The sequence below is a fragment of the Leptothoe sp. EHU-05/26/07-4 genome (assembly GCF_043421015.1).
In the GTDB taxonomy this organism is placed as follows: domain Bacteria; phylum Cyanobacteriota; class Cyanobacteriia; order Phormidesmidales; family Phormidesmidaceae; genus Leptothoe; species Leptothoe turfae.
Genome location: NZ_JAXSQV010000005.1, coordinates 424,742 through 448,877, shown reverse-complemented (window position 1 = coordinate 448,877; position 24,136 = coordinate 424,742). Strand labels below are relative to the sequence as shown.

22 protein-coding genes are annotated in these 24,136 nt (G+C 48.3%); 13 read left to right on the top strand and 9 right to left on the bottom strand.

The window, feature by feature from the left end:
- Positions 1–222: 222 nt before the first annotated feature.
- The 5 genes from ebsA to U2F10_RS20535 all read left to right on the top strand — a co-directional run bounded on the left by ebsA (position 223) and on the right by U2F10_RS20535 (position 3,667).
- Positions 223–597, top strand: a complete 375-nt coding sequence (ebsA, locus tag U2F10_RS20555; protein ID WP_006516254.1) for a type IV pilus biogenesis protein EbsA — start codon at positions 223–225, stop codon at positions 595–597.
- Positions 598–830: 233 nt separating this feature from the next.
- Positions 831–1,916 (top strand): DRTGG domain-containing protein, encoded by a 1,086-nt coding sequence (locus tag U2F10_RS20550; RefSeq protein WP_163662495.1) that lies wholly within the window; start codon positions 831–833, stop codon positions 1,914–1,916.
- Between the two features lie 109 nt (positions 1,917–2,025).
- On the top strand, positions 2,026–2,541 hold the full coding sequence (locus tag U2F10_RS20545; RefSeq protein WP_163662497.1) for a DNA recombination-mediator protein A: 516 nt from the start codon (positions 2,026–2,028) through the stop codon (positions 2,539–2,541).
- A gap of 117 nt (positions 2,542–2,658) precedes the next feature.
- Positions 2,659–3,096, top strand: a complete 438-nt coding sequence (locus tag U2F10_RS20540) for an MAPEG family protein (protein ID WP_006516258.1) — start codon at positions 2,659–2,661, stop codon at positions 3,094–3,096.
- Positions 3,097–3,175: 79 nt separating this feature from the next.
- The gene (locus U2F10_RS20535; RefSeq protein WP_163702578.1) at positions 3,176–3,667 is read left to right on the top strand and encodes a YajQ family cyclic di-GMP-binding protein; all 492 of its coding nucleotides are present in this window, start codon (positions 3,176–3,178) and stop codon (positions 3,665–3,667) included.
- Between the two features lie 39 nt (positions 3,668–3,706).
- On the opposite strand, the gene U2F10_RS20530 is transcribed toward U2F10_RS20535, so the two are convergent.
- From U2F10_RS20530 to U2F10_RS20520, 3 genes are all read right to left on the bottom strand, one after another.
- Positions 3,707–4,204, bottom strand: a complete 498-nt coding sequence (locus tag U2F10_RS20530; protein WP_163662501.1) for a GNAT family N-acetyltransferase — start codon at positions 4,202–4,204, stop codon at positions 3,707–3,709.
- The gene (locus U2F10_RS20525; RefSeq protein WP_163662503.1) at positions 4,188–4,367 is read right to left on the bottom strand and encodes a DUF8624 family small hydrophobic protein; all 180 of its coding nucleotides are present in this window, start codon (positions 4,365–4,367) and stop codon (positions 4,188–4,190) included. The genes U2F10_RS20530 and U2F10_RS20525 overlap by 17 nt, the downstream gene beginning before the upstream one ends.
- Before the next feature lie 80 nt (positions 4,368–4,447).
- Positions 4,448–6,244 (bottom strand): sodium:solute symporter family protein, encoded by a 1,797-nt coding sequence (locus U2F10_RS20520; RefSeq protein ID WP_499873157.1) that lies wholly within the window; start codon positions 6,242–6,244, stop codon positions 4,448–4,450.
- 231 nt (positions 6,245–6,475) lie between these two features.
- Here U2F10_RS20520 and U2F10_RS20515 point away from each other — a divergent pair, with 231 nt between their 5' ends.
- A complete protein-coding gene (locus tag U2F10_RS20515; RefSeq protein ID WP_499873156.1) occupies positions 6,476–7,012 on the top strand; it encodes a hypothetical protein in 537 nt (178 codons plus the stop codon).
- A 19-nt stretch (positions 7,013–7,031) separates the two neighbouring features.
- Here the strand turns inward: U2F10_RS20515 and U2F10_RS20510 are convergent, their stop codons facing one another.
- Together U2F10_RS20510 and hemL are read right to left on the bottom strand one after the other, a co-directional pair.
- On the bottom strand, positions 7,032–7,790 hold the full coding sequence (locus U2F10_RS20510; RefSeq protein WP_163702575.1) for a HEAT repeat domain-containing protein: 759 nt from the start codon (positions 7,788–7,790) through the stop codon (positions 7,032–7,034).
- Positions 7,791–7,936: 146 nt separating this feature from the next.
- Entirely contained in the window at positions 7,937–9,238 is a 1,302-nt protein-coding gene (gene hemL, locus U2F10_RS20505; RefSeq protein WP_163662511.1) for a glutamate-1-semialdehyde 2,1-aminomutase, read from the bottom strand.
- A 307-nt stretch (positions 9,239–9,545) separates the two neighbouring features.
- Between hemL and hisIE the strand changes: the two genes are divergently transcribed.
- The 3 genes from hisIE to U2F10_RS20490 all read left to right on the top strand — a co-directional run bounded on the left by hisIE (position 9,546) and on the right by U2F10_RS20490 (position 12,571).
- On the top strand, positions 9,546–10,187 hold the full coding sequence (gene hisIE / locus U2F10_RS20500; RefSeq protein WP_499060465.1) for a bifunctional phosphoribosyl-AMP cyclohydrolase/phosphoribosyl-ATP diphosphatase HisIE: 642 nt from the start codon (positions 9,546–9,548) through the stop codon (positions 10,185–10,187).
- Between the two features lie 82 nt (positions 10,188–10,269).
- The gene (locus tag U2F10_RS20495) at positions 10,270–11,451 is read left to right on the top strand and encodes a DNA double-strand break repair nuclease NurA (RefSeq protein ID WP_499873309.1); all 1,182 of its coding nucleotides are present in this window, start codon (positions 10,270–10,272) and stop codon (positions 11,449–11,451) included.
- 376 nt (positions 11,452–11,827) lie between these two features.
- Entirely contained in the window at positions 11,828–12,571 is a 744-nt protein-coding gene (locus U2F10_RS20490) for a phycobilisome rod-core linker polypeptide (RefSeq protein ID WP_163702573.1), read from the top strand.
- 75 nt (positions 12,572–12,646) lie between these two features.
- Here U2F10_RS20490 and U2F10_RS20485 read toward each other — a convergent pair whose 3' ends face one another.
- The 4 genes from U2F10_RS20485 to groES all read right to left on the bottom strand — a co-directional run bounded on the left by U2F10_RS20485 (position 12,647) and on the right by groES (position 19,188).
- Positions 12,647–14,473: a DUF3685 domain-containing protein gene (locus tag U2F10_RS20485; RefSeq protein ID WP_163702572.1), complete on the bottom strand. Its 1,827-nt coding sequence runs from the start codon at positions 14,471–14,473 to the stop codon at positions 12,647–12,649.
- Between the two features lie 71 nt (positions 14,474–14,544).
- Positions 14,545–16,368, bottom strand: a complete 1,824-nt coding sequence (locus U2F10_RS20480) for a hypothetical protein (RefSeq protein WP_499873155.1) — start codon at positions 16,366–16,368, stop codon at positions 14,545–14,547.
- A gap of 674 nt (positions 16,369–17,042) precedes the next feature.
- The gene (groL, locus tag U2F10_RS20475; protein WP_163662520.1) at positions 17,043–18,671 is read right to left on the bottom strand and encodes a chaperonin GroEL; all 1,629 of its coding nucleotides are present in this window, start codon (positions 18,669–18,671) and stop codon (positions 17,043–17,045) included.
- A 205-nt stretch (positions 18,672–18,876) separates the two neighbouring features.
- Positions 18,877–19,188, bottom strand: coding sequence for a co-chaperone GroES (gene groES / locus U2F10_RS20470; RefSeq protein ID WP_006516274.1), 312 nt, complete (start codon positions 19,186–19,188; stop codon positions 18,877–18,879).
- 388 nt (positions 19,189–19,576) lie between these two features.
- Between groES and U2F10_RS20465 the strand changes: the two genes are divergently transcribed.
- The 4 genes from U2F10_RS20465 (at position 19,577) to atpD (ending at position 23,948) form a co-directional block, all read left to right on the top strand.
- Positions 19,577–20,305, top strand: a complete 729-nt coding sequence (locus U2F10_RS20465; protein ID WP_499873154.1) for a two-partner secretion domain-containing protein — start codon at positions 19,577–19,579, stop codon at positions 20,303–20,305.
- A gap of 29 nt (positions 20,306–20,334) precedes the next feature.
- Complete coding sequence (locus U2F10_RS20460; RefSeq protein WP_499873153.1) at positions 20,335–21,009, top strand: hypothetical protein; 675 nt, start codon at positions 20,335–20,337, stop codon at positions 21,007–21,009.
- Between the two features lie 378 nt (positions 21,010–21,387).
- Positions 21,388–22,308 carry a hypothetical protein gene (locus U2F10_RS20455; protein WP_499873152.1) on the top strand — a complete coding sequence of 307 codons (921 nt, stop codon included), beginning with the start codon at positions 21,388–21,390 and terminating at the stop codon, positions 22,306–22,308.
- Between the two features lie 185 nt (positions 22,309–22,493).
- Positions 22,494–23,948, top strand: coding sequence for a F0F1 ATP synthase subunit beta (atpD, locus tag U2F10_RS20450; protein WP_163662526.1), 1,455 nt, complete (start codon positions 22,494–22,496; stop codon positions 23,946–23,948).
- The last annotated feature ends 188 nt before the right edge of the window (positions 23,949–24,136 follow it).

Sequence of the window (24,136 nt, the reverse complement as noted above, 5' to 3'; positions counted from 1 at the left end):
ACACCTTCTCTGAAATCCTCTTATTTTGAGGTGCTTGAGGCAAAGGTTTCTGTGGGTACACTAGTGCTCGGCAGAATTAAGTTGCAGACATCTTGGTTACTGACGCGCTGCGCCCCTGCAACAGATAAGAACCAAGGTCTAGCCAGACCTAGAGGCGTTTACTTGACGCCTCTATTTGCCTAAGTTCACTATGTCTTGAGACAGATTCCACTGCTAAACGCCATGCCTATTGCAGACATTCAGCCCGCTCCCAAACAAGATGTCGGTGTTTATATGCCCTATTACCAGGGCAATAAACGTAAGGCTCTCCCCTATGCCATTGGCCTTTATAAACGTGGAAACCTTGAAGGGGAGCGCCGGATCGAAGGCGGTGAAAGCATTGCCTTTTTAGCAACCTGGAATGTGTCAATGTTGCCTGCTGACTTAACTCAATGTCGGATGCAGTTTGATGGTGATGCCGAACTAACCTATGAAATCACCATGGCCACCTTTGAATTTGTTGATTTTCTAATCGATGTAGTGACTGCTATGCGTCTAAAGCGGTCTCCTGACTTTTCCAAATCCTTTTACCGCAGGCTGCTAAGAATGGATGAGTAAGTTATGGCACCGCTAATGAGTTCGGTGTTCACTAAGCCCTCAACCTGATTTAAGTCATATACCAATAAGCGTCGTGTAGTACTGTAGTCAACTGCACGACGCTTATTTTTAGGCCCTGAACATGTTAAGCACCTAATCAAAACACTTCGGTAAAAGTTAAGGTTTTGTCCAATTGCGAACAGCTCTCCATGGCACAATGGGGGGTAGCCCTATTGGTAGTTAGGAGTTATAGTGTGCCCAATCCATCAAAGCACCTGCTGATTGGCTCAACAGAGCCCTACAGCGGCAAGTCGGCCACCATAACCGGGTTGGCCTTGCAGCTTCAGGATCGCGGTATTGATATCGCCTATGCCAAACCCGTTGGTACTTGTCCTAGCGATGAGGCTGGTATCGATGAAGATGTTCGATTCATTTCCAAAATTTTAGAGCTACCGACATCGCGTCTGCGTCCAACGCTGCTATCTCTGGATGCGCAGACAATCCAGAAACAGTTGACGGAAGAAAACTCTGCGATCGACCCCCAACAAATGGCTACATATCTAGGTGGTCAAGGGGAAGATCTATTGCTGATTGAAGGACCAGGCACCCTCGAGGAAGGGACGTTGTTTGGCTTGTCGCTCACTCAGCTAGCGAAGGTAACCGAAGCTCAAGTCATGCTGGTGGCAAGATTTCATTCTGTGTTGATTGTTGATGGTCTTTTGGCTGCTAAGCAAAAGCTCGGTGATCGACTCATGGGTGTTTTGATTAATGATGTCCCCATGGATCAACTGCAGGATGTAAACACCAACGTTAAGACCTGTCTTGAACGTCATGGGATACCAGTTTTAGGTATTTTACCCAGCACTCCGCTAATGCGCAGCGTCAGTGTCGGAGAGCTTGTGCATCAACTCAAAGCTGAGGTCCTTTGCTGTGAAGAGCGTATGGATCTGATGGTGCAGAGCTTAAGCATTGGAGCCATGAACGTCAACTCGGCCCTCAAGTATTTCCGCAAAGCTGACAATATGGCCGTTATTACGGGTGGTGACCGGGCTGATATTCAGCTGGCTGCTTTGGAAACGTCGACCCAGTGCCTGATCTTGACAGGACATATTGCTCCGCGCCCAGATATCACTAGCCGTGCTCAAGATCTAGAAGTCCCCATCTTGTCAGTTGACCTAGATACCCTGACGACGGTCGAAATCATTGAGAAGTCATTTCAGGAAGTTCGATTGCAGGAGCCTATTAAGGTGCAATGCATTCAATTACTGATGGAACAACACTTTGATGTAGATAGACTCATGGCTGAGTTAAATTTGTCATCACCGGCGGTAACGGCTTAAGGCTGACCTAGGAGGCCATTAGAAGTCAGTCAGAAATTATGGATATCAAGGCTTGGGGACAAGGGTTTGGTAGAATTGGCCAGTCCCTTCATTAAAACTATATAAACCCTTGAGTCAGTCCCTTGATACTCCCATCGAATCGCTTAAGGTAGATGATTTTTTGCAGGAGCTTGCTGCCATTCAGCAGTCTGGCTCTAAGCGCATTGCTATCTTGGGTTCCAGACATGTACCTATTACCCATTTGCGCCTCATTGAGCTCATGAGCTACGCATTGGTACTTGGCGGCAATCGTCTGTTGACCTCTGGGGCGACTGGGACTAATGCCGCAGCCATCCGTGGGGCAATGAAGGCAGATCCGAACTTGCTGACGGTTATTCTGCCGCAAAGTTTAGAACGTCAACCGCGTGAATCTCGTGAACAGCTGGATTCAGTGATTCACCTGGTTGAAAATTCGGCTAATGATCGACTAGAGCTGGCAGAGGCCAGTTCACTCTGCAACCAAGAAATTATTTCCCGCTGTCAACAACTGATCTGTTTTGCATTTCATGACAGTAATACACTGTTGCAAACCTGTAAGGATGCTGAGGAACAGCGCAAGATTGTAACGCTGTTCTATTTTGATTAGGACGGTGAGGTCCTATCCAATTGTCTATAGATGACTATCTCTAGGTAAGTCGTTGGTCATGAATCTGAAGCTTTATGACCTGAATCATTTCCTTATTAATGCTAGAACACTGGATCTGTGAGCTTACTATCCCTGCCTAATCTTTTTTTGTATAGTCTGCCAGTGGCGGCCTTTCTAATTTATGTGCCCTACCTGGTGGTGGCTTCAGAGCGAGTTAAGCTAGCTCAATCTATGGACGATCCCATAGAGGCTTTGGCGCGTCCACGCTTTTATACGGATAAGCTACCGAACTATGCGATGCGGGCTAACTGGGCCCATCAAAATTCGTTTGAGTCATTTATTATCTATTCTCCAGCTGCTGTCATGGCCTACATTACAGGGCAAGACAGTACGGCTGCGCTATCAGCTGTTGTCGCTTATCTAGTTGCTCGGCTGCTGTTTTCGGTATTTTACATTCTGAATGTGGCATCGTTGCGATCGCTAATGTTTGGCATCGGTAGTCTCAGCATCTTCAGCCTCTATTTCATGAGTTGTAAAACCATCTGGCTACAATAGTTTTTAGCCTCGCGCTTTCCATCTCTAGATGGTGGGCAATGCCCACCCTACGGCCTAATACTCTCCATTCACCTTGCTAATGGCTTCTACCTATTCATTTGATGTGGTCAGCGATTTTGACCGTCAAGAACTAGTCAATGCCCTTGATCAGGTACGTCGTGAACTAAAAAGCCGCTACGACCTCAAAGATACTAAAACCACGCTGGACTTAGGTGAGACCAATATTGCCATTGAAACCGCCAGTGAAATGACCCTTGAAGCAGTGCATACGCTGATTCAGACCAAAGCCGCCCGGCGAAATCTATCTATGAAGATTTTCGACTTTGGCAATATTGATGCGGCCAGTGGCAATCGTGTGCGCCAGGATATTGAGTTGAAAAAGGGCTTAAGCCAGGAGGTTGCAAAAAAAATCTCCAAGATGATTCGTGACAACCTGAAAAAGGTTCAAGCATCGATTCAAGGGGATGCAGTGCGAATTTCAGCTAAGTCCAAGGATGATTTGCAAAATGCAATTCAGCTAATTAAGCAAGAAGATTGGCCCGTTGCTTTGCAATTCCAAAATTATCGTTAGGCTACGGGCATAGTAGAGTCTCAAAGAGCAGCTTTTACGCTATAGGTCTAATGTTAACAGCGTCGCCTTAGACTCATAACCTAGGCTGTTGTAAAGGCTGAGGGCAGCTAAATTATCTGTAAATACCTGAAGGCTAAGCTGGTCATAGCCTTGAGCCTTGGCCCAGTTTTTGGCGTATTGCATCAGCTGACGACCCAGGCCTTGGCGGCGGTAGCCAGGGGAGACATAGACCAGATAAATATAGGCCTGCAATGCCCCGGTTAACTGATTCATAGATTGCCCTAACCATAGACAGCCCAAGGATTCTCCCGTAGTAGTAGCCGTGAAACCGACACGAGCACCGCTCTCCGACTTCTCTAACCACCACAGGGCTGAAGGGCCTTCAAGATATAGTTCAACGGTTTTCGTCAAATGGCCTAGCTGGGTAGCACCTAATTCTGCATAGGCATTACCCATGGTGGCAAGCAACCTTGCCCGATCCAAACTAGATCCTTGAACTAAGCGATACCCTGGGGGCCAATCAAACTCCAAATCCATTCAGCAGTAGGGCTTTACCCATCATAGCCAGGTCATCACCATCCATGGGAGCTGGGGCCAGCATGTCGCTCGGCAGCCAGATTCGCGCACTAACAGCCACCATCGCCACTAGAAAGACGAGCAAAATCAGAAACGGAATAACGTAGGAGCGAATGATGGACATGATTTAGATCCGAGTCTCAGAGTGGGTTAACAGTTATCTATTAAGTATCGTAACGTTTTGTTGAGGGTAAGCCTGACTGGCTACGGCAAAATATCATCGTCGTCTAACCCTGGGCGAGGCACCGGTGCGATGGGTTGCCGATTTAAGTGGCGTAACCAGAACCACCCTGCTACGGCCACAATTAGCGATAGCCAGCCCCCTAAAGAATTGAGCAATAAGAAACCGCCCACGGCAAACATGGCACCAAAAAGCAGTAGTAGTGACGCAATTACCCGCTTAAACTCTAAACCCAGATTTTGCAACGGTCTTACCCCTGTACGCTGTCGCTGTTTTTGCCAACCAGGACCACCGGGTCGGACACGACGATAAAAGTTGTCCAAGGTTTCGTCTGATTCTGGGGGGGTAGCAAACATAGCGATCACCCAAATCACAGTAGTCATACCAGCCGTGACGAGTAGACGCAAACCAAAATCATCAATTTGAAACCAAGGTGCACTGCTAGTCAATAAACCAATCAGGAATCCAGCAACCATCGAACTTAGCTCTGCTGCCGCATTAATCCGCCACCAGAACCAGCGCAAAATCAGAACTAATCCAGGACCGGTGCCAATGGCAATCACCAGGCGGAAAACAGTCGCCACATCTGAGGCAAAAAAGGCTGCTGTGGCTCCCAGGGCCGTCACAATTACTGACGTCATGCGACCAACATTGACTAATTCAGCCTGGGTAGCGTCTGGATTGATAAAGCGACCGTAGAGATCATTCGTTAAATATGAAGCCCCCCAGTTAATGAGCGTTGACACCGTGCTCATAAAAGCGGCAATCAACGATGCGACCACTAAGCCCAGCAGTACAGGAGGTAAAAAGTCGAGCATGAGCTTGGGATATCCCAATTCGCGATCGGCCAAGTCTGGATAAATGGCCACAGCAGCCAGCGCCACAATAATCCAGGGCCAGGTGCGAATGACGTAGTGCAAAATATTGAAAAACCAGGCCGCTTTCTCAGCCTCACTCTCGTTTTTAGCGGCAACCAGACGCTGGATGAATTCTCCACCCCCATCACTACGACGAAAGGCCCACCATTGTAAAAAGACATAGGCTGTAAAGGCACTGGCGGGAATACCGGCGACCGTACTCCAACCAAGGCCACCGTTAAAGGTGATGGGTAAGATGCTAAGAATATCGAAATCAGTATTGGTTTGGGCCTGATTGATCAGGTTTTGCATGCCACCAACGGAGATGACGGATGCGATCGCAACCACAATCGCTCCAAAGAGAGCCAGGAAGAATTGGAAAAAATCCGTAGCGACCACCCCCCACAGCCCCGAAAAGCCTGCGTAAAACAGCACCAAAATACTGACAACAATCACGCTCCAGAGCTTCATGCTCTGATTGGGTTCAATGCCCAAACTTTGCCAAAGTTCAAGAGCATCCACCACTTTGACCATGGCTAACATGGCATAGCCGATACCAATGCAATTAATGGGTACCGCAAACAGAAATGCTTTCACACCTCGCAATAAGGCAGCCGTTTTGCCGCCATAGCGAATTTCTGTGAGTTCAGCATCGGTCACCACTTCAGACCGTCGCCACAGCCGCGCAAAAATATAAATCATCACGACGTGGGCAATGCCAAAGCTCCACCACTCCCAGTTACCAGCAATGCCACGGGAGCCGACCACACCTGCCACATATAACGGAGTATCGATGGAGAATGTGGTAGCCGCCATACTTGTGCCCGCTAACCACCATGGCAATGACCGACCCGAGACAAAAAAGTCAACTAAACTTCCAGAGGCTTTACGCGATAAGTAGACGCCTAACACCATCGTAAAAATGAGATAGGCCAACACAATCAGCCAATCAATTAGCAGCATGGGTGTGAACTATTGGAGATTCTGAAGCGACAGCCCAAATCATCCCACACGGTGATCAACTGTCGCAAAAGGGCGTTAAGCAATGTACGACCTGGATACCTGATGATTTCATCCGGGAAATTTTGATAGGTTGACGATTTTTGTGAAGCTTACGCCCTTCGCAGCCATGCAATACGAAAATGCCTAATCACTTACTGAAGTTGTTTCCAGAATTCCTTAATAGCTCTCTCTATGTTTCGTACCCCTGTGTTGCTTGTGGGTAGCCTGTTGCTCATGGGTCCAGCTGCGATCGCGCAAGCGCTGACTGGTCAGTTCGCACAAGGCCTTTCACCCTCCAGCCGTGATGACTTTGAGCGACTAGACGATTTGATTATTCCAATCGAGGCCACATCAGGCAGTTGTCCCCAAGAAGTTCGCTTTTGGAAAGAAACCCATCGCAACTTCGAAGCTGGTGAGAATAGTGGCATTATGCTTGATGTCTCCAGTGTCAGCCGAGGAAAAACCGAATTTATCGATAGCCAGGAGTACTCTGTTACCTTCAGAACACCCCTTGCGCCGGAATTTTATAATTGCGTTGGCAAACTTGGCGAAAGCGAAGAACATTACCGACCTCTATACAGCCTTTGGTTTGAGGAAGGACATGTTTATTTTCACTTTGATATCAGTCCAATTGCACCGGAGCCTCATGAAAACTGGTACTTTGCGACTATTACTCATCAGGAAATTGTCGGCCAGTATCCCTATGTTCGCTGGGCTACAGGCGATTAGGTACCGACTGACAATCGGGCTAAAAATCTTGTTCTTGTTCAATTTCTTCGACGACTTGTAAACCACGCGGATCACCCAAATTGAGTATGGCAGCTCGGGCATCATCCCTCACACCTAAATCCTCATCGTCGGCAAAGGTTTCGATCAGTGCATCAATGGCCGTTGCATAGACCACGTTATAGGTTAAGTCCTTGCACAGTTCACCAATGGACCAGGCACAGTTGCTACGCACAATGGCAATTGGGTCATTGCGCATGGTTTTAACCAAGGCTGGGATAGCTTTCAAAATCGCCTCAAAGCTGATTTTTCCCATTTGGCCTAAGGCACTGGCCGCCCAGAGCCTGACCACAGACATATCATTCTCAATGGCCTCCACCAGGGGCACAACCGCCTTCTCATTACGACAGTTACCTAAGGCCCAAACCACAGCTTTACGCACATAGCCATGGGAGTCATTTTGCAATTGCGCAATCAGAGCATCCACAGCCGTCTCACTGGGATTTCGACCTAGGGCATAGGCCGCATTGACTCGTACCAGAGGGCTTTCGTCACCTAATAGGTCAATCAGACGAGGTATGGCACGGGGCTCTTGAATTTTATAGAACGCACGGGCTGCCAACATCCGCTGCTGCAAGTCATCTGACTCTAGCAGTGGCAGCATTTGGTCAGGGTTATAGCGAGGTCTATCGTCCTCTAACGGAATGTCATCTAAAGGATCGATAGGTGTTTCTAAGCCGACCTCAGTTTCTAAAACTTTGAGAGCATCTATATCGTCCATGTTTGAAAGAGGAAGGAATAAAACTTAGGTAATGGCCCACATGAACCATTACCCAGCATGCGTTTATAAAAAGTAATTGACCTCGAACCGCCTTGACAGCGGGCGGCTTTAATAGCGGGCCGCTTATTGAAAGCGACCCTTACTTTTTAGAGCGCAGACAAAACAGTACGTGCTGCAGCTAACGTATTGGCAATGTCATCATCGGTGTGGGCAAGAGACGTGAATCCAGCTTCAAACTGAGAAGGTGCCAGGTATACCCCTTGCTCCAACATGCCACGGTGGAAACGGCTGAACTTAGCTAAGTCAGATTGTTTAGCATCGTCATAGTTATGCACAGGTCCTTCAGTGAAGAATAGGCCAAACATAGCGCTGATGTTGCCACCACAGACAGCATGGCCATTTTCACGGGCAATTTCTAGCAAGCCTGTGATCAACTTGTTGGTTTTCTCTTCAAGCTGCTCGTAAGCACCAGGGCGACTCAAAATTTCCAGAGTCTTGATACCGGCAGTCATGGCCAGAGGATTACCTGACAAGGTACCAGCCTGATACACAGGACCCGCAGGTGCGATCATTTCCATAATCTCGCGGCGACCACCATAGGCACCCACGGGCAAACCACCGCCAATAATCTTACCCAAGGTGGTCAAATCAGGAGTGACGCCAAGCTTCTCTTGCACACCACCATAGGCAATGCGAAAACCAGTCATAACTTCGTCAAATACGAGTAATGCACCATCGTCTTGAGTTATTTCACGCAGCCCCTCAAGGAACCCAGCATCAGGCGTCACAAAGCCAGAGTTACCAACGATGGGCTCCAGAATAACACCAGCAATTTCACCGGGATTCTGCTCAAATAGGGTTTTGACAGCCTCAAGATCGTTGTAAGGCGCAGTCAATGTAGCTGCTGTGGTGCTCTTGGGTACACCAGGAGAGTCTGGTAGACCCAGGGTGGCTACACCAGACCCTGCCTTAACCAGGAACATACCTGCATGACCGTGATAGCATCCTTCAAACTTGATCACTTTTTCACGCTTGGTGAATGCCCGCATCACTCGCAATACCGACATACAGGCTTCGGTACCAGAGTTGACAAAGCGTACCATCTCGATACTGGGAACGGCGGCAATCACCTTCTCAGCCAGCACATTTTCCAGGTAACAGGGTGCTCCAAAACTAGTTCCCTTTTGTAGGGCTTCCATCAGGGCTGCATTCACTTCGTCATTAGCATGACCGCAAATAGCAGGCCCCCAAGTACCGACATAGTCGATGTATTCATTGCCGTCAACGTCCCAAATATGAGAGCCCTTAACGTGGTCGAATACAATGGGTTGGCCGCCAACGGACTTAAAAGCACGCACGGGAGAGTTAACGCCCCCAGGCATTAAGTTTTGGGCAGCCGCGAAAATCTCATCTGATTTTGTCGTTTTTAAAGATGTGGTAGTAACCAACGGGCTCTCCTTATGGTTAAAAGTCGTTTGTCGAAGGGTTAGGATGACAACCTTACATGGCTGCCATTGTGAAAGGATACGAGTGAAATGCCTGAATCCATAATTTGGATGGATACCTCGTCAGGCAACTGATTGCGCCTCTCAGAGCGGCATTAATCAGGATGGCGAAGATCGCAGTATTCTCAATCGTAGCGTTTGTGATTACACCGATTGCAATATGTTAAGGAATGTAGCAAAACAGTAAAAGCTCGCCAACTGCGACAATAGAGCTGCACTGAGCTGCATTGATACTGAACTAACACGGATCATGAGTACCCCGCTTTCTTTTGTTGGCGCTATCCCCACTGAAAAAATTCGCTACAACGACCAGGGCCTGGTACCTGCGATCGCACAAGACTATTTAGATGGCACCGTGCTCATGATGGCCTGGATGAACCAAGAATCCCTACAAAAAACCTTGGAAACAGGCGACGTTTGGTACTGGAGCCGCTCCCGTCAGGAGCTATGGCATAAGGGAGCCACCTCCGGTCATTTACAAAAACTAAAGGCTATTCGCTATGACTGCGACAGTGATGCCCTGTTGCTAACCATTGAGCAAGTCGGCGATATCGCCTGCCACACAGGGGAACGCAGCTGTTTCCACCAGGTGGATGGGGGCATTACACCACCGGCAGCGGATACGCTATCTCAGGTGTATGGGGTGATTTGCGATCGCAAAGCCAACCCTCAACCCGACTCTTACACCAACAAGCTGTTCGAAGGTGGCGATAATAAAATCCTCAAAAAAATTGGCGAAGAATCTGCCGAAGTGGTCATGGCCTGTAAAGATGACGAGCCTGATGATATTGCCGGAGAAGTTGCCGACCTGCTCTATCACACCCTTGTCGCTCTGGCCCATCACAACGTAGATATCAAGGACGTCTATCGGAAGCTGCAATCACGTCGATAACGCCATGTTTAGAGACGTTCCATGGAACGTCTCTAAATAATCAACCCATGGCACAATAGCAGTACAAATGCCCTATGGTGCCATGGCCATCAAACCGTCTCAAATCCAGGCAATTCTACAAAATAAACGCACCCATTTTGAAACCTTTGAAAAGAGGCAACAATCGAGTCTGGATATTTACCAAACGGCCTGGCAGGCATTATGCGAGACACCTAAAAAAAAGCTAGACGCCTGGCTAGCACGTCAGAATGGCACCATTGGTGCAAGGCCTTTGACATCTCTAAGTGATACAGAGCAAGGCATTCATCGTAGTAGGCTGCAGTGGGGAAATCGAGAACACAGTCTGCAATGGGTTAATGAACACCTGCAAGGCATCACCACATTTGCCGTAGACGGTTCTCAGATTTTTCCGAGCAAGGATTTGTCCCCTCCCATTGCTCTGGTACAAATTGGCTGGTTTGAAAATCCCCATACCTCAGCAGCGGATTACACCAAAGATATTGAGCTCGATGTGATGACTCCCAGGGATTTAGAACTGGGAGATACCTCCAAACCTCTAGATCGGTTGGTCAATAAACATCGATTTAGGATGGAAATTCGGCGTTTGGTGGAGTACATCGAACAGGTCAGCGATCCTGAACACTGTCTGGTGTTTTTTGATGGGGCTTTGGTCGCCACGTTTGCCGATGCCTATGAAGATGAGGATCGTAAAGAGTATGTCGAGGCTTTAATCAGCTTATTGGAGGCTAGCGAAGAATACCGTGTGCCGCTGGTGGGCTATGTAGACACTAGCTCTGCCCACGATTTGACCACATTGCTAGAGCATCATTCTGCCAGCGTCGCAGCCATTCCGAAGGTAACCGATGCTCAGCTATTGAATCGATACATGCAATGGGGTGACTGTACGCCGATTTTTCAGTGCGATCGCACCGGCATCCTTGCTGAATACAAAACCCGAGATAAAGACTACTCTGACCGCATCATATTCAGTTATCTCAAAACCAACCAGGGCCCTCCAGCCCGCCTTGAAATGCCCCGCTGGCTCCATAAAGCTGGCATTATCGACCGCGTCCTTAACTGGGTACGGGCTGAAATTATCGTTGGTGGCGGCTACCCCTACGCCATTGAAACCGCTGATCAAACGGCTGTGTTACAAACCAACGACCGCCAAATTTTCTTTCGCATCCTCCAAGACTGGGCCAGCCAAGAAGACTTGCAGCTGCGCTGGTCTCGCAAAATGATGAGCAAGCTGCGTCGCCGATAAAGGTAACGGAATATTACAGCTTTTCATATTACGAGCCTCTCCCACTCAGAAACCAAATAATATATTTTGCCCGTAGATTAAATAAGTATTTTTACTTAGGCCTAACGAACTCAGCGTTTTTGTTCATATATAAAACCAAACGCTATCCATAGCATGCATCGACGGTTAATTAGTAAATCATTTACTTTTGTTGTGTTTAATTGCGTTTCAGTACGTATTTTTCTGACTACTCCCTTCATATCCATAGGATAAATAACGAATGGAGGACGAGAACTCCTTATATAACTGCATTTGGGTGGTCTCAATGGCTACCCTGCAGTTTTTTTTCTGGCATTGCCCATAACAAGGATTTGAAACGCAAAAGGACTTGACCCTGATGACTTTACCTTTGTTAAGCTATCCCACCAGTTGCCAAAACCAGCGTGTGAGCGGTTTTGAAATCCCCGGTGATGAGCAGCCCCGTATTTTTTCCACCGCGTTGCTACCCGATGCCCAGGAAGTTGACATTCTGATTCTTGCGGCCTACCGCCGCATTTTTAATGAGCAGCAGCTCTTAGCCTGCCATCGCGATCGCTTTTTAGAATCTCAGCTGCGTAGCTCCCAAATATCTGTACGAGAATTCATTCGTGGCCTGCTACTTTCTGAATCTTTTAGACGACTGAACTACGAGTGCAGCAACAATTATCGCTTTGTTGACATGTGTGTTCAGCGGGTGCTGGGGCGTCAGGTTTACGATCGGCGCGAAACTCTCGCCTGGTCAATTGTGCTAGCCACCGAGGGTATCCAAGGATTTGTTGACGCATTGCTAAACAGCGATGAGTACCTGGATAACTTTGGTGAAGAGACTGTGCCTTATCAGCGGCGACGCATTCTACCTCAGCAAGCCATGGGTGAAGTTCCCTTTGAACGCATGCCTCGCTACGGTAGCGATCATTTAGAACAGCTCACTGCCCTAGGTAATGACTTTTCTGCCACTGGCAGCGACTTCCTCTTTGGCGATGGTATGCCTCCCGAAGGACTGCGAAAAGTCGGTGCGGTTATTACAATCGCAGGCGCTATAGTCCTAAGCAGCGGAATCTTGGCCGTCATCCTATCCTGGTTTGGCTGGTTAAAGATCTAAGAAGTAAGTACCTGACTGCTGGAAGCTTATCGCTTCCAGCAGTCAATTCTCTCTAAAACTGAGCAGATTAAGACTCTACTCCCACTCATTAAATGTCGGTGGAGCCTGCCGTTGCCTCGTGCGACGGGTATCTTGCCAGGCACTACCAATACCTTGCAAAATACCGCGACCCACGAGACCAATGCCGCGACCCACTACTTCAGTGAGTACGTAAACTACACTGCTACCCACCAAGGAAACTAACGCTCGTACCCTTGGACTAAGGGCATCACGGGTTTCAAGCAATAAAGTCATGGCCCAGGGTAACCCTGAAAGCTGGTCTAACTCCTGGCGACGGGGGGCATAGATAGAGGAGCTGATGATACCCCTCGGTCCTAAGGTATATAAACGATACTGGCTCTCAAAGATGGCCGTTGGCTCATCGACTAAACGATTCCAGCGATAGCGCCAAGAGAGGTCATTACGAAAGCGTTCAATATCTCGAGTAGAGATAATCCGACGACTATACAATCCCTTTTTGATCGCCTCCACATCTGCCAAGCGATTAAGCAAGGGTTGCATGACTGCATTACCGATTTGGATCAGCAGGTTTTCTAAAAGTTTTTCACTATGGGCTAAAGCCTCAGGCGTGGTGGCAATATAACTCGTTCCATCTATCACCATGGCATCTTGAAATAGCCAATGGCTCAGCAGTTCTGGGACTAATGGAATGTGATTGAGGATTTCCTGTTCAACGCTATCTTTTTCTTGATACAGCACTGCCACCAGTTCTTGTTCAACACCGTTTAGAGGCACCATGTAATAGCGGCCAAAAAATTCTTCGATGGTAGCTACCCACAGATCCCGCAAAAGCTGAGGGAATTTAAAACGTAGCTGCCCTGGTTGTAGGGACGATTGCCGCAGATCATCCAATAAATCTTCAAACCGGCGAAGAACAATAAACAGCAGTTCCCGTTTTTTATCGAGGCGGAGGATGTCAATTTCCAGCGGCTCCGATGTTGTATTTTCTAAACCAGTCTGAAGCTTCGCAAAAACAGCTTCAAACACCATATTTTGAACATCACCACTGCGAAGGCTCAAAGAACTGGGCCCTGGGACAGTAATTGCTGCCGCCGCCCCGACAGAGTTGGGGCGTGGTCGTGATGCCATGGGCGCACTGGTGCGTCTCTGCAGTCTGACATTCTTTTTCACCCAACCAGCATCGGTGTATTTGTGAGTGGCCCACAGCTGCTTAGTCAACCAACGAGCTGCTTTGAGCTCACGCATTTTGCCAGTTAAAACTTGGCGCTCTAACCAGGACAGGCGGGGACGACGCAGTTCAGCTGATGTTTTGGCCAACTGTTGATCGATTTGTTCTAAACCCGACAGCCGCATGCTTAAACGCATCGCTGTCAGCGGTCCTGGAATCTGAAGCGATGATTTAGAACTGGATTCTATGGTTTTACTAGCCCCTCGACCGACTGTACGAATCAGCTGGGCGAGTTCGCGCACAGGCATACTGCGGGTACCATAACCATCGGCTCCGACCTGACGAGCAGCCGCTTCTAACACAGGCTCATCGCGAGCGCTCAGCACTAATACAGGAAGATTTGAGAACTCAGTTTTAATGGATTTACATAACTGTAATCCTGAACTGCTAACGGGCTCTGTGCTGGCATCACTGGCACCTAACCCCAAGTCTACAATGACTAAATTAATGGGTCGTTGTCCACGCAGCGTGGGGTCCGTAAATGCATTAGCTTGGGTGCGGGCATATTTCCGAATAATCCCCATGGCTTCAGATGCATTAGCCGCCTCAGCTGCAATTTGAAACCCAGGTAACTGCTCTAGCCAGACCCGTAACCCCAATCGAAAGGTGGGATCTTCATCCACCAGCATTAATTGCAAGGGCCGTTCACTCATGCCGCCTGATGTCGTTTTATCGGTTTAATCAGTTCTAGTATCCCTCACAGGTCTAGGATATGGATGAATGACTATTCATGATCGTAATGGCCATCTTCTTCGTAGTAGTCATTATCTATTGGTTGCTGTAGCGACTGAATATAAGCGCGTTCAGCATCCCAAATAGAGATTGCATTTCGGGCTTCACGATATAAAGCACGACCAGAGGCAATGCGAGCAGCCAATGCGATCGCATCCGACAACCGACCTTGATAAGCTAGCTCCTCAGCTTCATCTAAAATTGGTCGATCTTCAGCAATTTGAATCCGATTAGTCCAGTTCTTAATCGATTCCTGTGCTTGACTATACAAAGCTCGTCCTTTTTGGATCTTGCGAGCTTCCGTAATCGCATCCCGTAGCTTGCCCTTACTCGCTAAATCAAGCGCCTTGCTATAGAGGGGCTGATCCTCTAAGACCTGGATTTGCTTAGACCATTGGGCAATTTTTGTTTGAGCATCGATCCGTAGCGCTCGACCTTGTTGAATTTTTCTAGCTTCAACAATGGCCGCCTGTAAACTCGCCTTATCTCCACTGTCCGCCAGCTGCTGAGCTCGAACCAATGCAGGCCGATCTTCAATGCGTTGAATCTCTTTGGACCAATGGGATATCAAGGTTTGAGCTTGCTGACGCTGGGGTCGGTCGGTCGTAATGATCTGCGCCTGCTCTATAGCGAGCTTCAAGGAAGCCTTTTGATTAAGGTGAGCCATGAGCGTAGCTCCATAGAGCTGCTGTAGATCGCTGAGCTGTTTCGTCCATAGCTCTAACTTTGCCTGGGCATCTTGATAAAACGGACTCTCACGACCAATGTCTTGCACCGCCTGGATAGCATCCATCAAATTTAGGACATCTCCATAGGTGGGCTCCCAATCTTGCTGGAATGCGGCTAACCGCTGAGCATGGGCAAATTGAACCAAATCTTGAGCTTCTGACTTAGTGGCCAAGTCCGCTGGCACTTTTTGAATAATTGCGATCGCTCCAGCTAAATCATCCTGCTCCCACTTTTGCAATCCATAGGTCAGTAGCACATCAGCCCAGTCCGTCAATAACGGTTTAGCCTCAGGCCAGGCATGGCTTTGCACCTCAATCTGTCGGATCAAGGTCAGCGCCTCTGCCAGACTCTCCATCTGACCATCGCTAGCCAGAGTTTGTGCCTTGATTAAGGTACGACGAGCATCTTCTTCGCGTTGGATATGCTGCCCCAGATAGCGATGCCGATCTTTGAGCCAATAATCACTGGTCAAACGCTTAATGTCTCGTAGCTGCTGACGGGCACCACTCCAATTTTGATTACCCACGGCTTCTATCACCACAGCCGAAATTTCTTCACCCTTCGCCCATTCTTGCAGCCAACGCTCTGAAGCGACCTGGGCTTCTGCATAGATTTCAGCCCGAGGTGGAATATAGCCCAACAATTGGGTCGCTCGGTCTATATGCCCCTTCTGCATGCGCTGTTGTGCCAGCTTCAATAGCCCCTTAGACCAACGATTAGCCACCTCTTGAGAATCTTGATAAAGAGGGTGGGTCTCATCCCAAGCAGAAATTAGCTGTATCCCAGCCACCAAATCCTGCTCAGCCCCCGATACTGCCGATTGCCTAGCACAGTAAAGTCGCTCACTGTCAGCACTAAATACAGATATTCGATCACAGTTGGGCAAAGGGGGTAAACGAGTAATCAAGGCGACCGCCCATAGACCTAGAGCACTTGATGCTACCAGCAACATCAACCACACACTTGACCAGAACCAAGCCTGTCGCCCTCTCGATTTACGTCTACCCTCAAGACTTACCAAGTCTTTCCCCGTAGAGTCTGCGGGCGATGAATTAAATTGTTGTGGATCAGTAGGCGTAGCAGTCATTAGCAACAGCGTCCCAGACAGTGCAGGCCATTAACGGATAGGTCTCCCCCGAAAAAATCGGGAAAAAATCAATGGGAAGGAACAATATCCACACTGGGTCTGACTGTTCTAACGCGAGCCGTCAGGGATGTAAATATCGCTTTTGGCTTAACTTGCTAAAGCCACCCTTTAAAAATTCATATGGATTAGCCCATCTTCAGGCTACTTGCTCCTACAAAGCATTGACTGGGTTAGCAAAGCTATCCAGCGACTAAACCAAAATTTTGCTGTCATTGTAGAGGCAATTGACTAAATTACACAGGTTTTCGGAAAAACCTTTGCTTACAATAATTTAAGTGATCCTTCAAAATGAGTTTGCCCCGCTAAATCACCTCCAAATCATTGACTGATTGATATCCTTCAATGAGTGGCTGCATTAGTTCAGGTATGTTCCTTTAAGTGGTAAGCGGTGACAGCTCAGCCATGACTCAAACCACAACGCAGACCCAAAAATCAGTCTCTGCAATCTGCACCATCCCAGACTCCTGATGCCATGGTAGTTATAGCCTCGTAGAGCGATATCGGTGCATGCCCTCAATCACCAATGACAAAAGCGGCAGGTGAGAAACACCAACCGCTTTTAGTTCACAGTTATCGACACTCAAAAGCATCGACTAATGGATTGTAGGAGCAGCTTAGTAGTCGAAGTCACCCATACCGGCACCAGCACCAGCAGCTTCCTTAGGCTCAGGCTTATCAACAACGATGCACTCAGTTGTCAATACCATCGCAGCAATAGACGCAGCATTCTGAGTCGCAGAGCGAGTTACCTTAGCAGGGTCAACAACACCAGCCTGCAACATATCCACGTATTCGTTAGTTGCTGCATTGAAGCCGATGTTAAAGTCCTTCTCCTTGACGTGCTCAGCGACAACAGCACCGTTCTGACCAGCGTTCTCGGCAATGCGCTTGAGGGGAGAAGTCAAAGCACGGGTGACAATCAAAGCACCAGTCAGCTCTTCGCCAGTGAGATTAGCATTAGACCACTCTTCTAGACCAGGAGCCAGGTGGGCCAAAGTAGTACCACCGCCAGGAACAATACCTTCTTCAACGGCAGCCTTGGTTGCGTTGATGGCGTCTTCTAGACGCAGCTTACGGTCCTTCATCTCAGTTTCAGTCGCTGCACCAACTTTGATGACAGCAACACCACCGGAGAGCTTAGCCAGACGCTCCTGTAGCTTCTCCTTGTCGTAGCTGGAATCAGACTCTTCGATTTGACGACGAATCTGCTCGCAGCGTGCCTTCACATCGGCTTCGTTGCCTTCGGCTACCAGGGTGGTGTTGTCCTTAGTAATGGTGATGCGACGGGAGGTACCCAGCATGTCGATGCTGACGCCGTCGAGCTTAAGACCCGCATCTTCAGTGATGACTTGACCACCAGTTAGAACAGCAATGTCCTCAAGCATGGCCTTACGGCGATCGCCAAAGCCAGGCGCTTTAACAGCAGCTACGTTAAGCACACCGCGCAGACGGTTAACCACAAGGGTCGCCAGGGCTTCTTTCTCGATATCTTCAGCGATAATCAGTAACGGTTTGCCGGAGCGGGCAACCTGCTCAAGCACGGGAACTAGATCCTGTACCAGGGCAATTTTCTTGTCAGTGAGCAGCAAGTAGGGGTCATCTAGAACCGCTTCCATGCGCTCAGTATCGGTGGCGAAGTAAGGGGAGATATAGCCCTTATCAAAACGCATACCTTCAGTGATCTCCAGCTCAGTCGTCATAGACTTGCCTTCTTCCAAGGAAATGACGCCTTCGCGGCCAACTTTCTCCATGGCTTCAGCAATCATTTTGCCGACTTCTTCATCGTTACCAGCGGAGATAGTACCTACCTGGGCAATGGAAGTAGAGTCACCAACGGGCTGGGCTTTCTCGGCAATCCGCTCTACGAGGTAAGCAGTTGCTTTCTCGACACCGCGCTTGAGTGCGATCGCATTTGCACCAGCCGCCACGTTACGCAAACCTTCCTTAACAATGGCGTGAGCCAATACGGTTGCAGTGGTAGTTCCGTCACCAGCCGCATCGTTAGTCTTAGAAGCTGCCTGACGAATCAGAGCAACACCTGTATTTTCAATGTTGTCCTCTAGTTCAATTTCCTTAGCGATGGTGACACCATCGTTAACGATTTGAGGAGAGCCAAATTTCTTTTCAAGAACGACGTTACGTCCCTTGGGGCCAAGGGTAACAGCAACGGCCTCAGCCAAAGTATCCATGCCTTTTTCCAAGGCACGACGAGCATTCTCGTTATATATGATGCGCTTAGCCATGAATCAACCTATGTTTCAGAACGTTTGAGAGGGGTCTGGGGTGGGTACAAGAAGCAAGCTTCCTTGAGTTTGCATTTTTGAGTTTTGGGCTCTTAGTTAAGGCTTTTAGGCTTTATGTCACCCACCAAAAAGTCAACTACCTCTGACTTTTTGGAATACCTTTAATTCAAAATTCAAAACTTAAAACTCATAACTGAGCTGGTGCTTAGCCAACGACTGCAAGGATATCCTTCTCAGAAAGCAATACGTAGTCTTCACCACCCAGCTTGATATCAGTGCCTGCATACTTGGAATAGAGGACCTTGTTACCAACCTCTACATCGGGAGCTTGACGGCTGCCGTCATCGCCACGCTTACCAGGACCCACTGCAGTAATTTCGCCAACCTGGGGCTTTTCCTTAGCGGTATCAGGTAGCAAAATGCCGCCAGCTGTCTTCTCTTCAGATGCGCTGACCTTGATCAGAACGCGATCACCTAGGGGAGTGACACTTGAAACACTCAAAGAAATGGCTGCCATAGTTTTCTCCGAACTTTGATAGATCAATCATTCGGCAATTGCACCAAGGCGATATCAGTTCGCCTGAGCAGTCCCTTTTTCCAACTGAAGGATCTGATAGGGAAAGGAGCCGCAACCTGAACACGGTTTAGCACTCTCTATTGCCGAGTGCTAATTTATCGCTTGAAGAGAAGCGATCGCAACAGATAGAGGGGTACGGGTTCCCGAACTTAGTGATTCCTCAAAACTCCTAGCAAACTTTATGGTTTCAACACAGTGATCTTCACAGCTGCTTCAGGTTGTATTAAAAATTCCTCGTATTATTTAAATGAATGGGTGCCATCTGTAGTTCTTGATACATTTTCACCTAGTGCATATGCTGACACGTTGTCTAGCAATTGCTAGTCCCATGAATTTCAAATTTTCCCTGCTCTTAAATGCCCTGCCATTATGGATAATCGGTCTACAGGGAGTAGCTTCTGCACAGGTCTCACCATCATCAGAAGCATCCGTTACAGCACCAACCCATATCCAACCAGCAACGTCCGACACAAGCATTGTTAGGCAGTCTAATCATCAGCTCAATATTTTAGGTGGGCAATCTTCAGGCGGGGTTGAGCCTAATTTAGTTCATCAGTTTCACCAGTTTGATGTAGGTTCTGACAATGCCGCCAACTTCATCGTTGCCCCAGATGTTGCCAACGTCATCAGCCTGATCAACAGCGCTCAGCCTTCAGCCATCGATGGCTTACTCCAAATCACTAGCGATGATCCAAACCTGCCAAGCAACGCCAATCTTTTTCTAGTCAACCCGGCGGGCATTATTTTTGGGCAAGATGTCACCCTGAACCTACCTGCAAATCTGACTGCTACCACAAGTTCCGGTCTTTTATTTAACGATAGATATCTCCTATCTGTAGATGGATCCATTAGTGAAATAGCTCTCTCAGGCCACCAATCTGAGCACCATTCAGGAACACCCAGCATTAGGAATCTCGTTGGTAACCCTAATGGCTATCTACTATTCACAGGATCAACCAGTTCAGAAATATCAGCCCCATTCTCCCCCGCACTGCCTACAGGTAGCATCGAAAACCAAGGCACCCTTCAAGTCCCCCCCAAGCATCCATCACCTTAATTGGCCAATACATTCAAAATGACGGCAATGTGACTGCCCCCGGTGGCAATGTCAATCTAGTCGCGGCCTCTGGAAACAACCTTCTGAGACTCACCCAACCAGGTAATATTCTCGGCCTGGAGGTAATTCCGGCCGACACTCTCCAAACCATCGCTTCTACTGAAGCACAGTCCGCCATAACCCTGTTACCAGCCGCGAATCTAGCGGAAATGCTGACCGGTGGTGAAGATAATAATGCAACTCAACTCGCAATCACTGCTGACGGTGCTTTTGTCTTAAACAACACCCCACCCCTAACACCAACCGCAGGCACAGTTTTAATTCGCGGCACTGTGGATATTTCCGACAGCGCCATACCTGCCCCCAATAGACTCCCAGGTCAGGTCAATATCCTTGGAGATCAGATCAACCTCATTGGAGGCAGCATCTATGCCAATGCCGTCGACCAAGCAGGCACCATCTCTATCGGTGGCATGCCCGTTGTAGATACCTTCAGTGCTACCTATGTCTTAATTGACCGTAGCTCTGAGCTTTCTGTCGACTCATCAGAGGCCAACGGGGGTGTTATTAACGTGTGGGCTAGTGACACTGTTCGTTTCTATGGTGAAGCAACCGCAGATGGGGCCTCATCATATTTAGATGGTGACATATCAATTAATGCAGGCAACTCACTGGATGTGCGTCGACCAGCCGTCAGCCGATAAACCATTGCTACAGCAGCCCGACCCACTCAATCAGTTCAGCAATTGAATACACCACATAGCGGTGTCGTTAGTTTAACGACCCGCTTTTTTTAGCAAGCAGATCCGTCAAAAACAGACTCCATCAAGCATGCATCATATCCGTAATACCACCTGAATTCAACCAAGATTGATGTGTATTTTTCATAAAGCTTACGTACTTTCAAGGAGCTTCTCAAGAAAAAGTGTCACTCTGGAAAAACCCCTAAAAATGAAGTTTCAAGAGACTATACCCCCCTCAACAAAATCTCTTCGAAACATCAATGGTGCGCCATAGAATCAGTATTTTTTGATACTCGGCAACCAAAAGTATCGTATTGCCCAAATCCTGAAACTTTACCCATGCGAATACCTTTTACTTTTGCTCCACAAGTTGGTGCAGCAAGCCTTTTGAGTATCGGATTATTAGCACTTGGTGGTGACGCCTCTGAAGCCGCTTGCCTACCGGGACGTTGTAGTCAAAATGGCCTCATATTTAGCGAAGCATCAGCCAACTTTAGAATCACGAATGTGACCGGCAGAGGTACCCATAACAACCCATTTGTGGTCTACCAAGATGTATGGGGCCTAGACATCTCTTTGGCCGTCAGCAATTTACCCAATGCTCCACAGCATTCAGTTTTTAATCGGCCAGGCTTTGCGATTAGTATTGTGTCGCGCAACCTGACAGGGGCATTCTGGCGGTTTTATGACCATGAATTGCAAGAGACGGCAGGGTACGCCAGTGGCGAAAACGATGGCCTATCCTTTGCCCAAGCTATAGGTCCTGTTCGTCCTTACACATCTAGTCACTATCAAAGAGCTGACGAAATTACAGATGTACGCGACTTTATTAACTTCTATCGGGGGAATGGAGTAAACCCAGGCGAAACGGTCCGCTTTAACTACTTCATTACCGATACGATTCCCAATCAGCGGTTCTATATCAGACAGCGTCCCGACTACCGAACCAACGCCACACAGACACCCGTCATTTCACCACAACGCCCTAAGATTCAGCCAACCAACCCCAGACCTATCAAAGCTCCCCAACCCATTCTGAAAAGACCTCAGCCAGTTACGCCAGCACCGGTTATACCAGCACCGGTTAGACCAGCGCCAGCGGTGCCACCTCAACCTGGTGTTTCACCACCCAAGGTTCTCGCCCCCCAAGCCCAACCTGTGACCTTACCTCAAGCAGTTCCTGAACCATCAACGGTCATTATGGGCGTGTTAGCTCTGCTATTTAGTAAATCGATAGACCAGCGTAAGTCACCAAATTAACCAAACCTATTGTCTTGGAGCAGCACAAATACAATCTTGGTGAAAACGCAAAAGAACCCCGACTATAGCAAATACCAGTGCCATGGGTGATACATCTAGTGATAATCTTTTACATGGCACTTTGAAAGTAAAAATAAAATTAAAAGTCGCCGCAGTAGCTAATACCCTTAGGATAAGGCGCAAGCATGGTCACCACTGCAGAGAAAACAAATACTGGCTATATCACTCAGATTATTGGCCCTGTTGTAGACGTTAAGTTCCCCGCTGGCGAGCTGCCCAGCATTTATAACGCCCTCAAGATTGAAGGCACTAACCCCGCTGGTCAGGCTGTTTCTGTTACTTGTGAGGTACAGCAGCTACTAGGAGACAGCCAGGTAAGAGCCGTAGCGATGCGTTCTACCGACGGATTGGTACGGGGAATGGAGGTCACTGACTTGGGTGCACCTATCAACGTACCTGTTGGCCCTCCCACGTTGGGTCGCATCTTTAACGTTCTTGGTGAGCCCGTGGATGAGAAGGGTGATGTGGATATGTCCACCACACTGCCCATTCACCGAGCTGCTCCCAAGCTAACTGAATTGGAGACAAAGCCCTCAGTATTTGAAACGGGTATTAAAGTTATTGATCTCTTAGCACCTTATCGTAAGGGTGGTAAGACCGGCCTCTTTGGTGGTGCTGGTGTGGGTAAAACCGTATTGATTCAGGAGCTGATCAATAACATCGCTCTACAGCACGGTGGTGTTTCTGTGTTCGCTGGTGTAGGTGAGCGTACTCGAGAAGGAAACGACCTGTACAACGAATTTATTGATTCTGGTGTAATTAACGCTGATGACCTGGGGCAGTCCAAAGTTGCTCTAGTGTACGGCCAGATGAATGAACCCCCTGGTGCTCGTATGCGTGTGGCGTTGTCTGCGCTAACGATGGCTGAGTACTTCCGTGATGTTAATAAACAGGATGTTCTACTGTTCGTCGATAACATCTTCCGTTTTGTACAGGCCGGTTCTGAGGTATCTGCCCTGCTAGGTCGTATGCCTTCTGCGGTAGGTTACCAGCCCACTCTGGGTACTGATATGGGTGACCTTCAGGAGCGCATTACCTCTACTCTGGAGGGTTCTATTACTTCTATTCAAGCAGTTTACGTTCCTGCGGACGACCTGACTGATCCTGCACCTGCAACTACATTTGCTCACTTGGATGCGACCACTGTACTTTCTCGTGCATTGGCTTCTAAGGGTATCTATCCCGCTGTGGATCCTCTGGATTCTACATCCACTATGCTCCAGCCTGACGTTGTTGGTGGTGAGCACTACACAACTGCTCGTGCAGTTCAATCTATCCTGCAGCGTTATAAGGAACTACAGGACATCATTGCCATTTTGGGTCTAGATGAGCTTTCTGAAGATGATCGTCTCGCGGTTGCCCGCGCTCGTAAGATTGAGAAGTTTCTTTCTCAACCTTTCTTTGTAGCGGAAATCTTTACTGGTCTGGCTGGTAAGTACGTTAGTCTTGAGGACACCATTAAGGGCTTCAACATGATTCTCTCTGGTGAGCTGGATGATATTCCTGAGCAGGCTTTCTACCTCAAGGGTGGCATTGATGAAGTAATTGAGACTGCTGAAAAGATGAAGGCTGAGAGCTAAGCAATCGCTTATTTCTTGTGGCACAGATTACAGCTTTGTGAGTGGTGAGTTGCGAGTTTGCCCTGAGCTTGTCTAAGGGTAGTGAGTGGTTAAACCAGTTAGCTCTGAGTGAGTCAAAGAAGATCTTCAGGTCTTACGACTCACTACTCACAGTTCACGATTCACAATTCATTTTTACTTCTTGAGTT

What these genes read in the sequence shown, in the direction of transcription:
- ebsA (WP_006516254.1), top strand. Translation starts at nt 223, where the DNA reads ATGCCTATTGCAGACATTCAGCCCGCTCCCAAACAAGATGTCGGTGTT.
- U2F10_RS20535 (WP_163702578.1), top strand. Translation starts at nt 3,176, where the DNA reads ATGGCTTCTACCTATTCATTTGATGTGGTCAGCGATTTTGACCGTCAA.
- U2F10_RS20530 (WP_163662501.1), bottom strand. Translation starts at nt 4,204, where the DNA reads ATGGATTTGGAGTTTGATTGGCCCCCAGGGTATCGCTTAGTTCAAGGA.
- U2F10_RS20525 (WP_163662503.1), bottom strand. Translation starts at nt 4,367, where the DNA reads ATGTCCATCATTCGCTCCTACGTTATTCCGTTTCTGATTTTGCTCGTC.
- U2F10_RS20520 (WP_499873157.1), bottom strand. Translation starts at nt 6,244, where the DNA reads ATGCTGCTAATTGATTGGCTGATTGTGTTGGCCTATCTCATTTTTACG.
- U2F10_RS20515 (WP_499873156.1), top strand. Translation starts at nt 6,476, where the DNA reads ATGTTTCGTACCCCTGTGTTGCTTGTGGGTAGCCTGTTGCTCATGGGT.
- U2F10_RS20510 (WP_163702575.1), bottom strand. Translation starts at nt 7,790, where the DNA reads ATGGACGATATAGATGCTCTCAAAGTTTTAGAAACTGAGGTCGGCTTA.
- hisIE (WP_499060465.1), top strand. Translation starts at nt 9,546, where the DNA reads ATGAGTACCCCGCTTTCTTTTGTTGGCGCTATCCCCACTGAAAAAATT.
- U2F10_RS20495 (WP_499873309.1), top strand. Translation starts at nt 10,270, where the DNA reads ATGGCCATCAAACCGTCTCAAATCCAGGCAATTCTACAAAATAAACGC.
- U2F10_RS20490 (WP_163702573.1), top strand. Translation starts at nt 11,828, where the DNA reads ATGACTTTACCTTTGTTAAGCTATCCCACCAGTTGCCAAAACCAGCGT.
- U2F10_RS20485 (WP_163702572.1), bottom strand. Translation starts at nt 14,473, where the DNA reads ATGAGTGAACGGCCCTTGCAATTAATGCTGGTGGATGAAGATCCCACC.
- U2F10_RS20480 (WP_499873155.1), bottom strand. Translation starts at nt 16,368, where the DNA reads ATGACTGCTACGCCTACTGATCCACAACAATTTAATTCATCGCCCGCA.
- groL (WP_163662520.1), bottom strand. Translation starts at nt 18,671, where the DNA reads ATGGCTAAGCGCATCATATATAACGAGAATGCTCGTCGTGCCTTGGAA.
- groES (WP_006516274.1), bottom strand. Translation starts at nt 19,188, where the DNA reads ATGGCAGCCATTTCTTTGAGTGTTTCAAGTGTCACTCCCCTAGGTGAT.
- U2F10_RS20465 (WP_499873154.1), top strand. Translation starts at nt 19,577, where the DNA reads ATGAATTTCAAATTTTCCCTGCTCTTAAATGCCCTGCCATTATGGATA.
- U2F10_RS20455 (WP_499873152.1), top strand. Translation starts at nt 21,388, where the DNA reads ATGCGAATACCTTTTACTTTTGCTCCACAAGTTGGTGCAGCAAGCCTT.
- atpD (WP_163662526.1), top strand. Translation starts at nt 22,494, where the DNA reads ATGGTCACCACTGCAGAGAAAACAAATACTGGCTATATCACTCAGATT.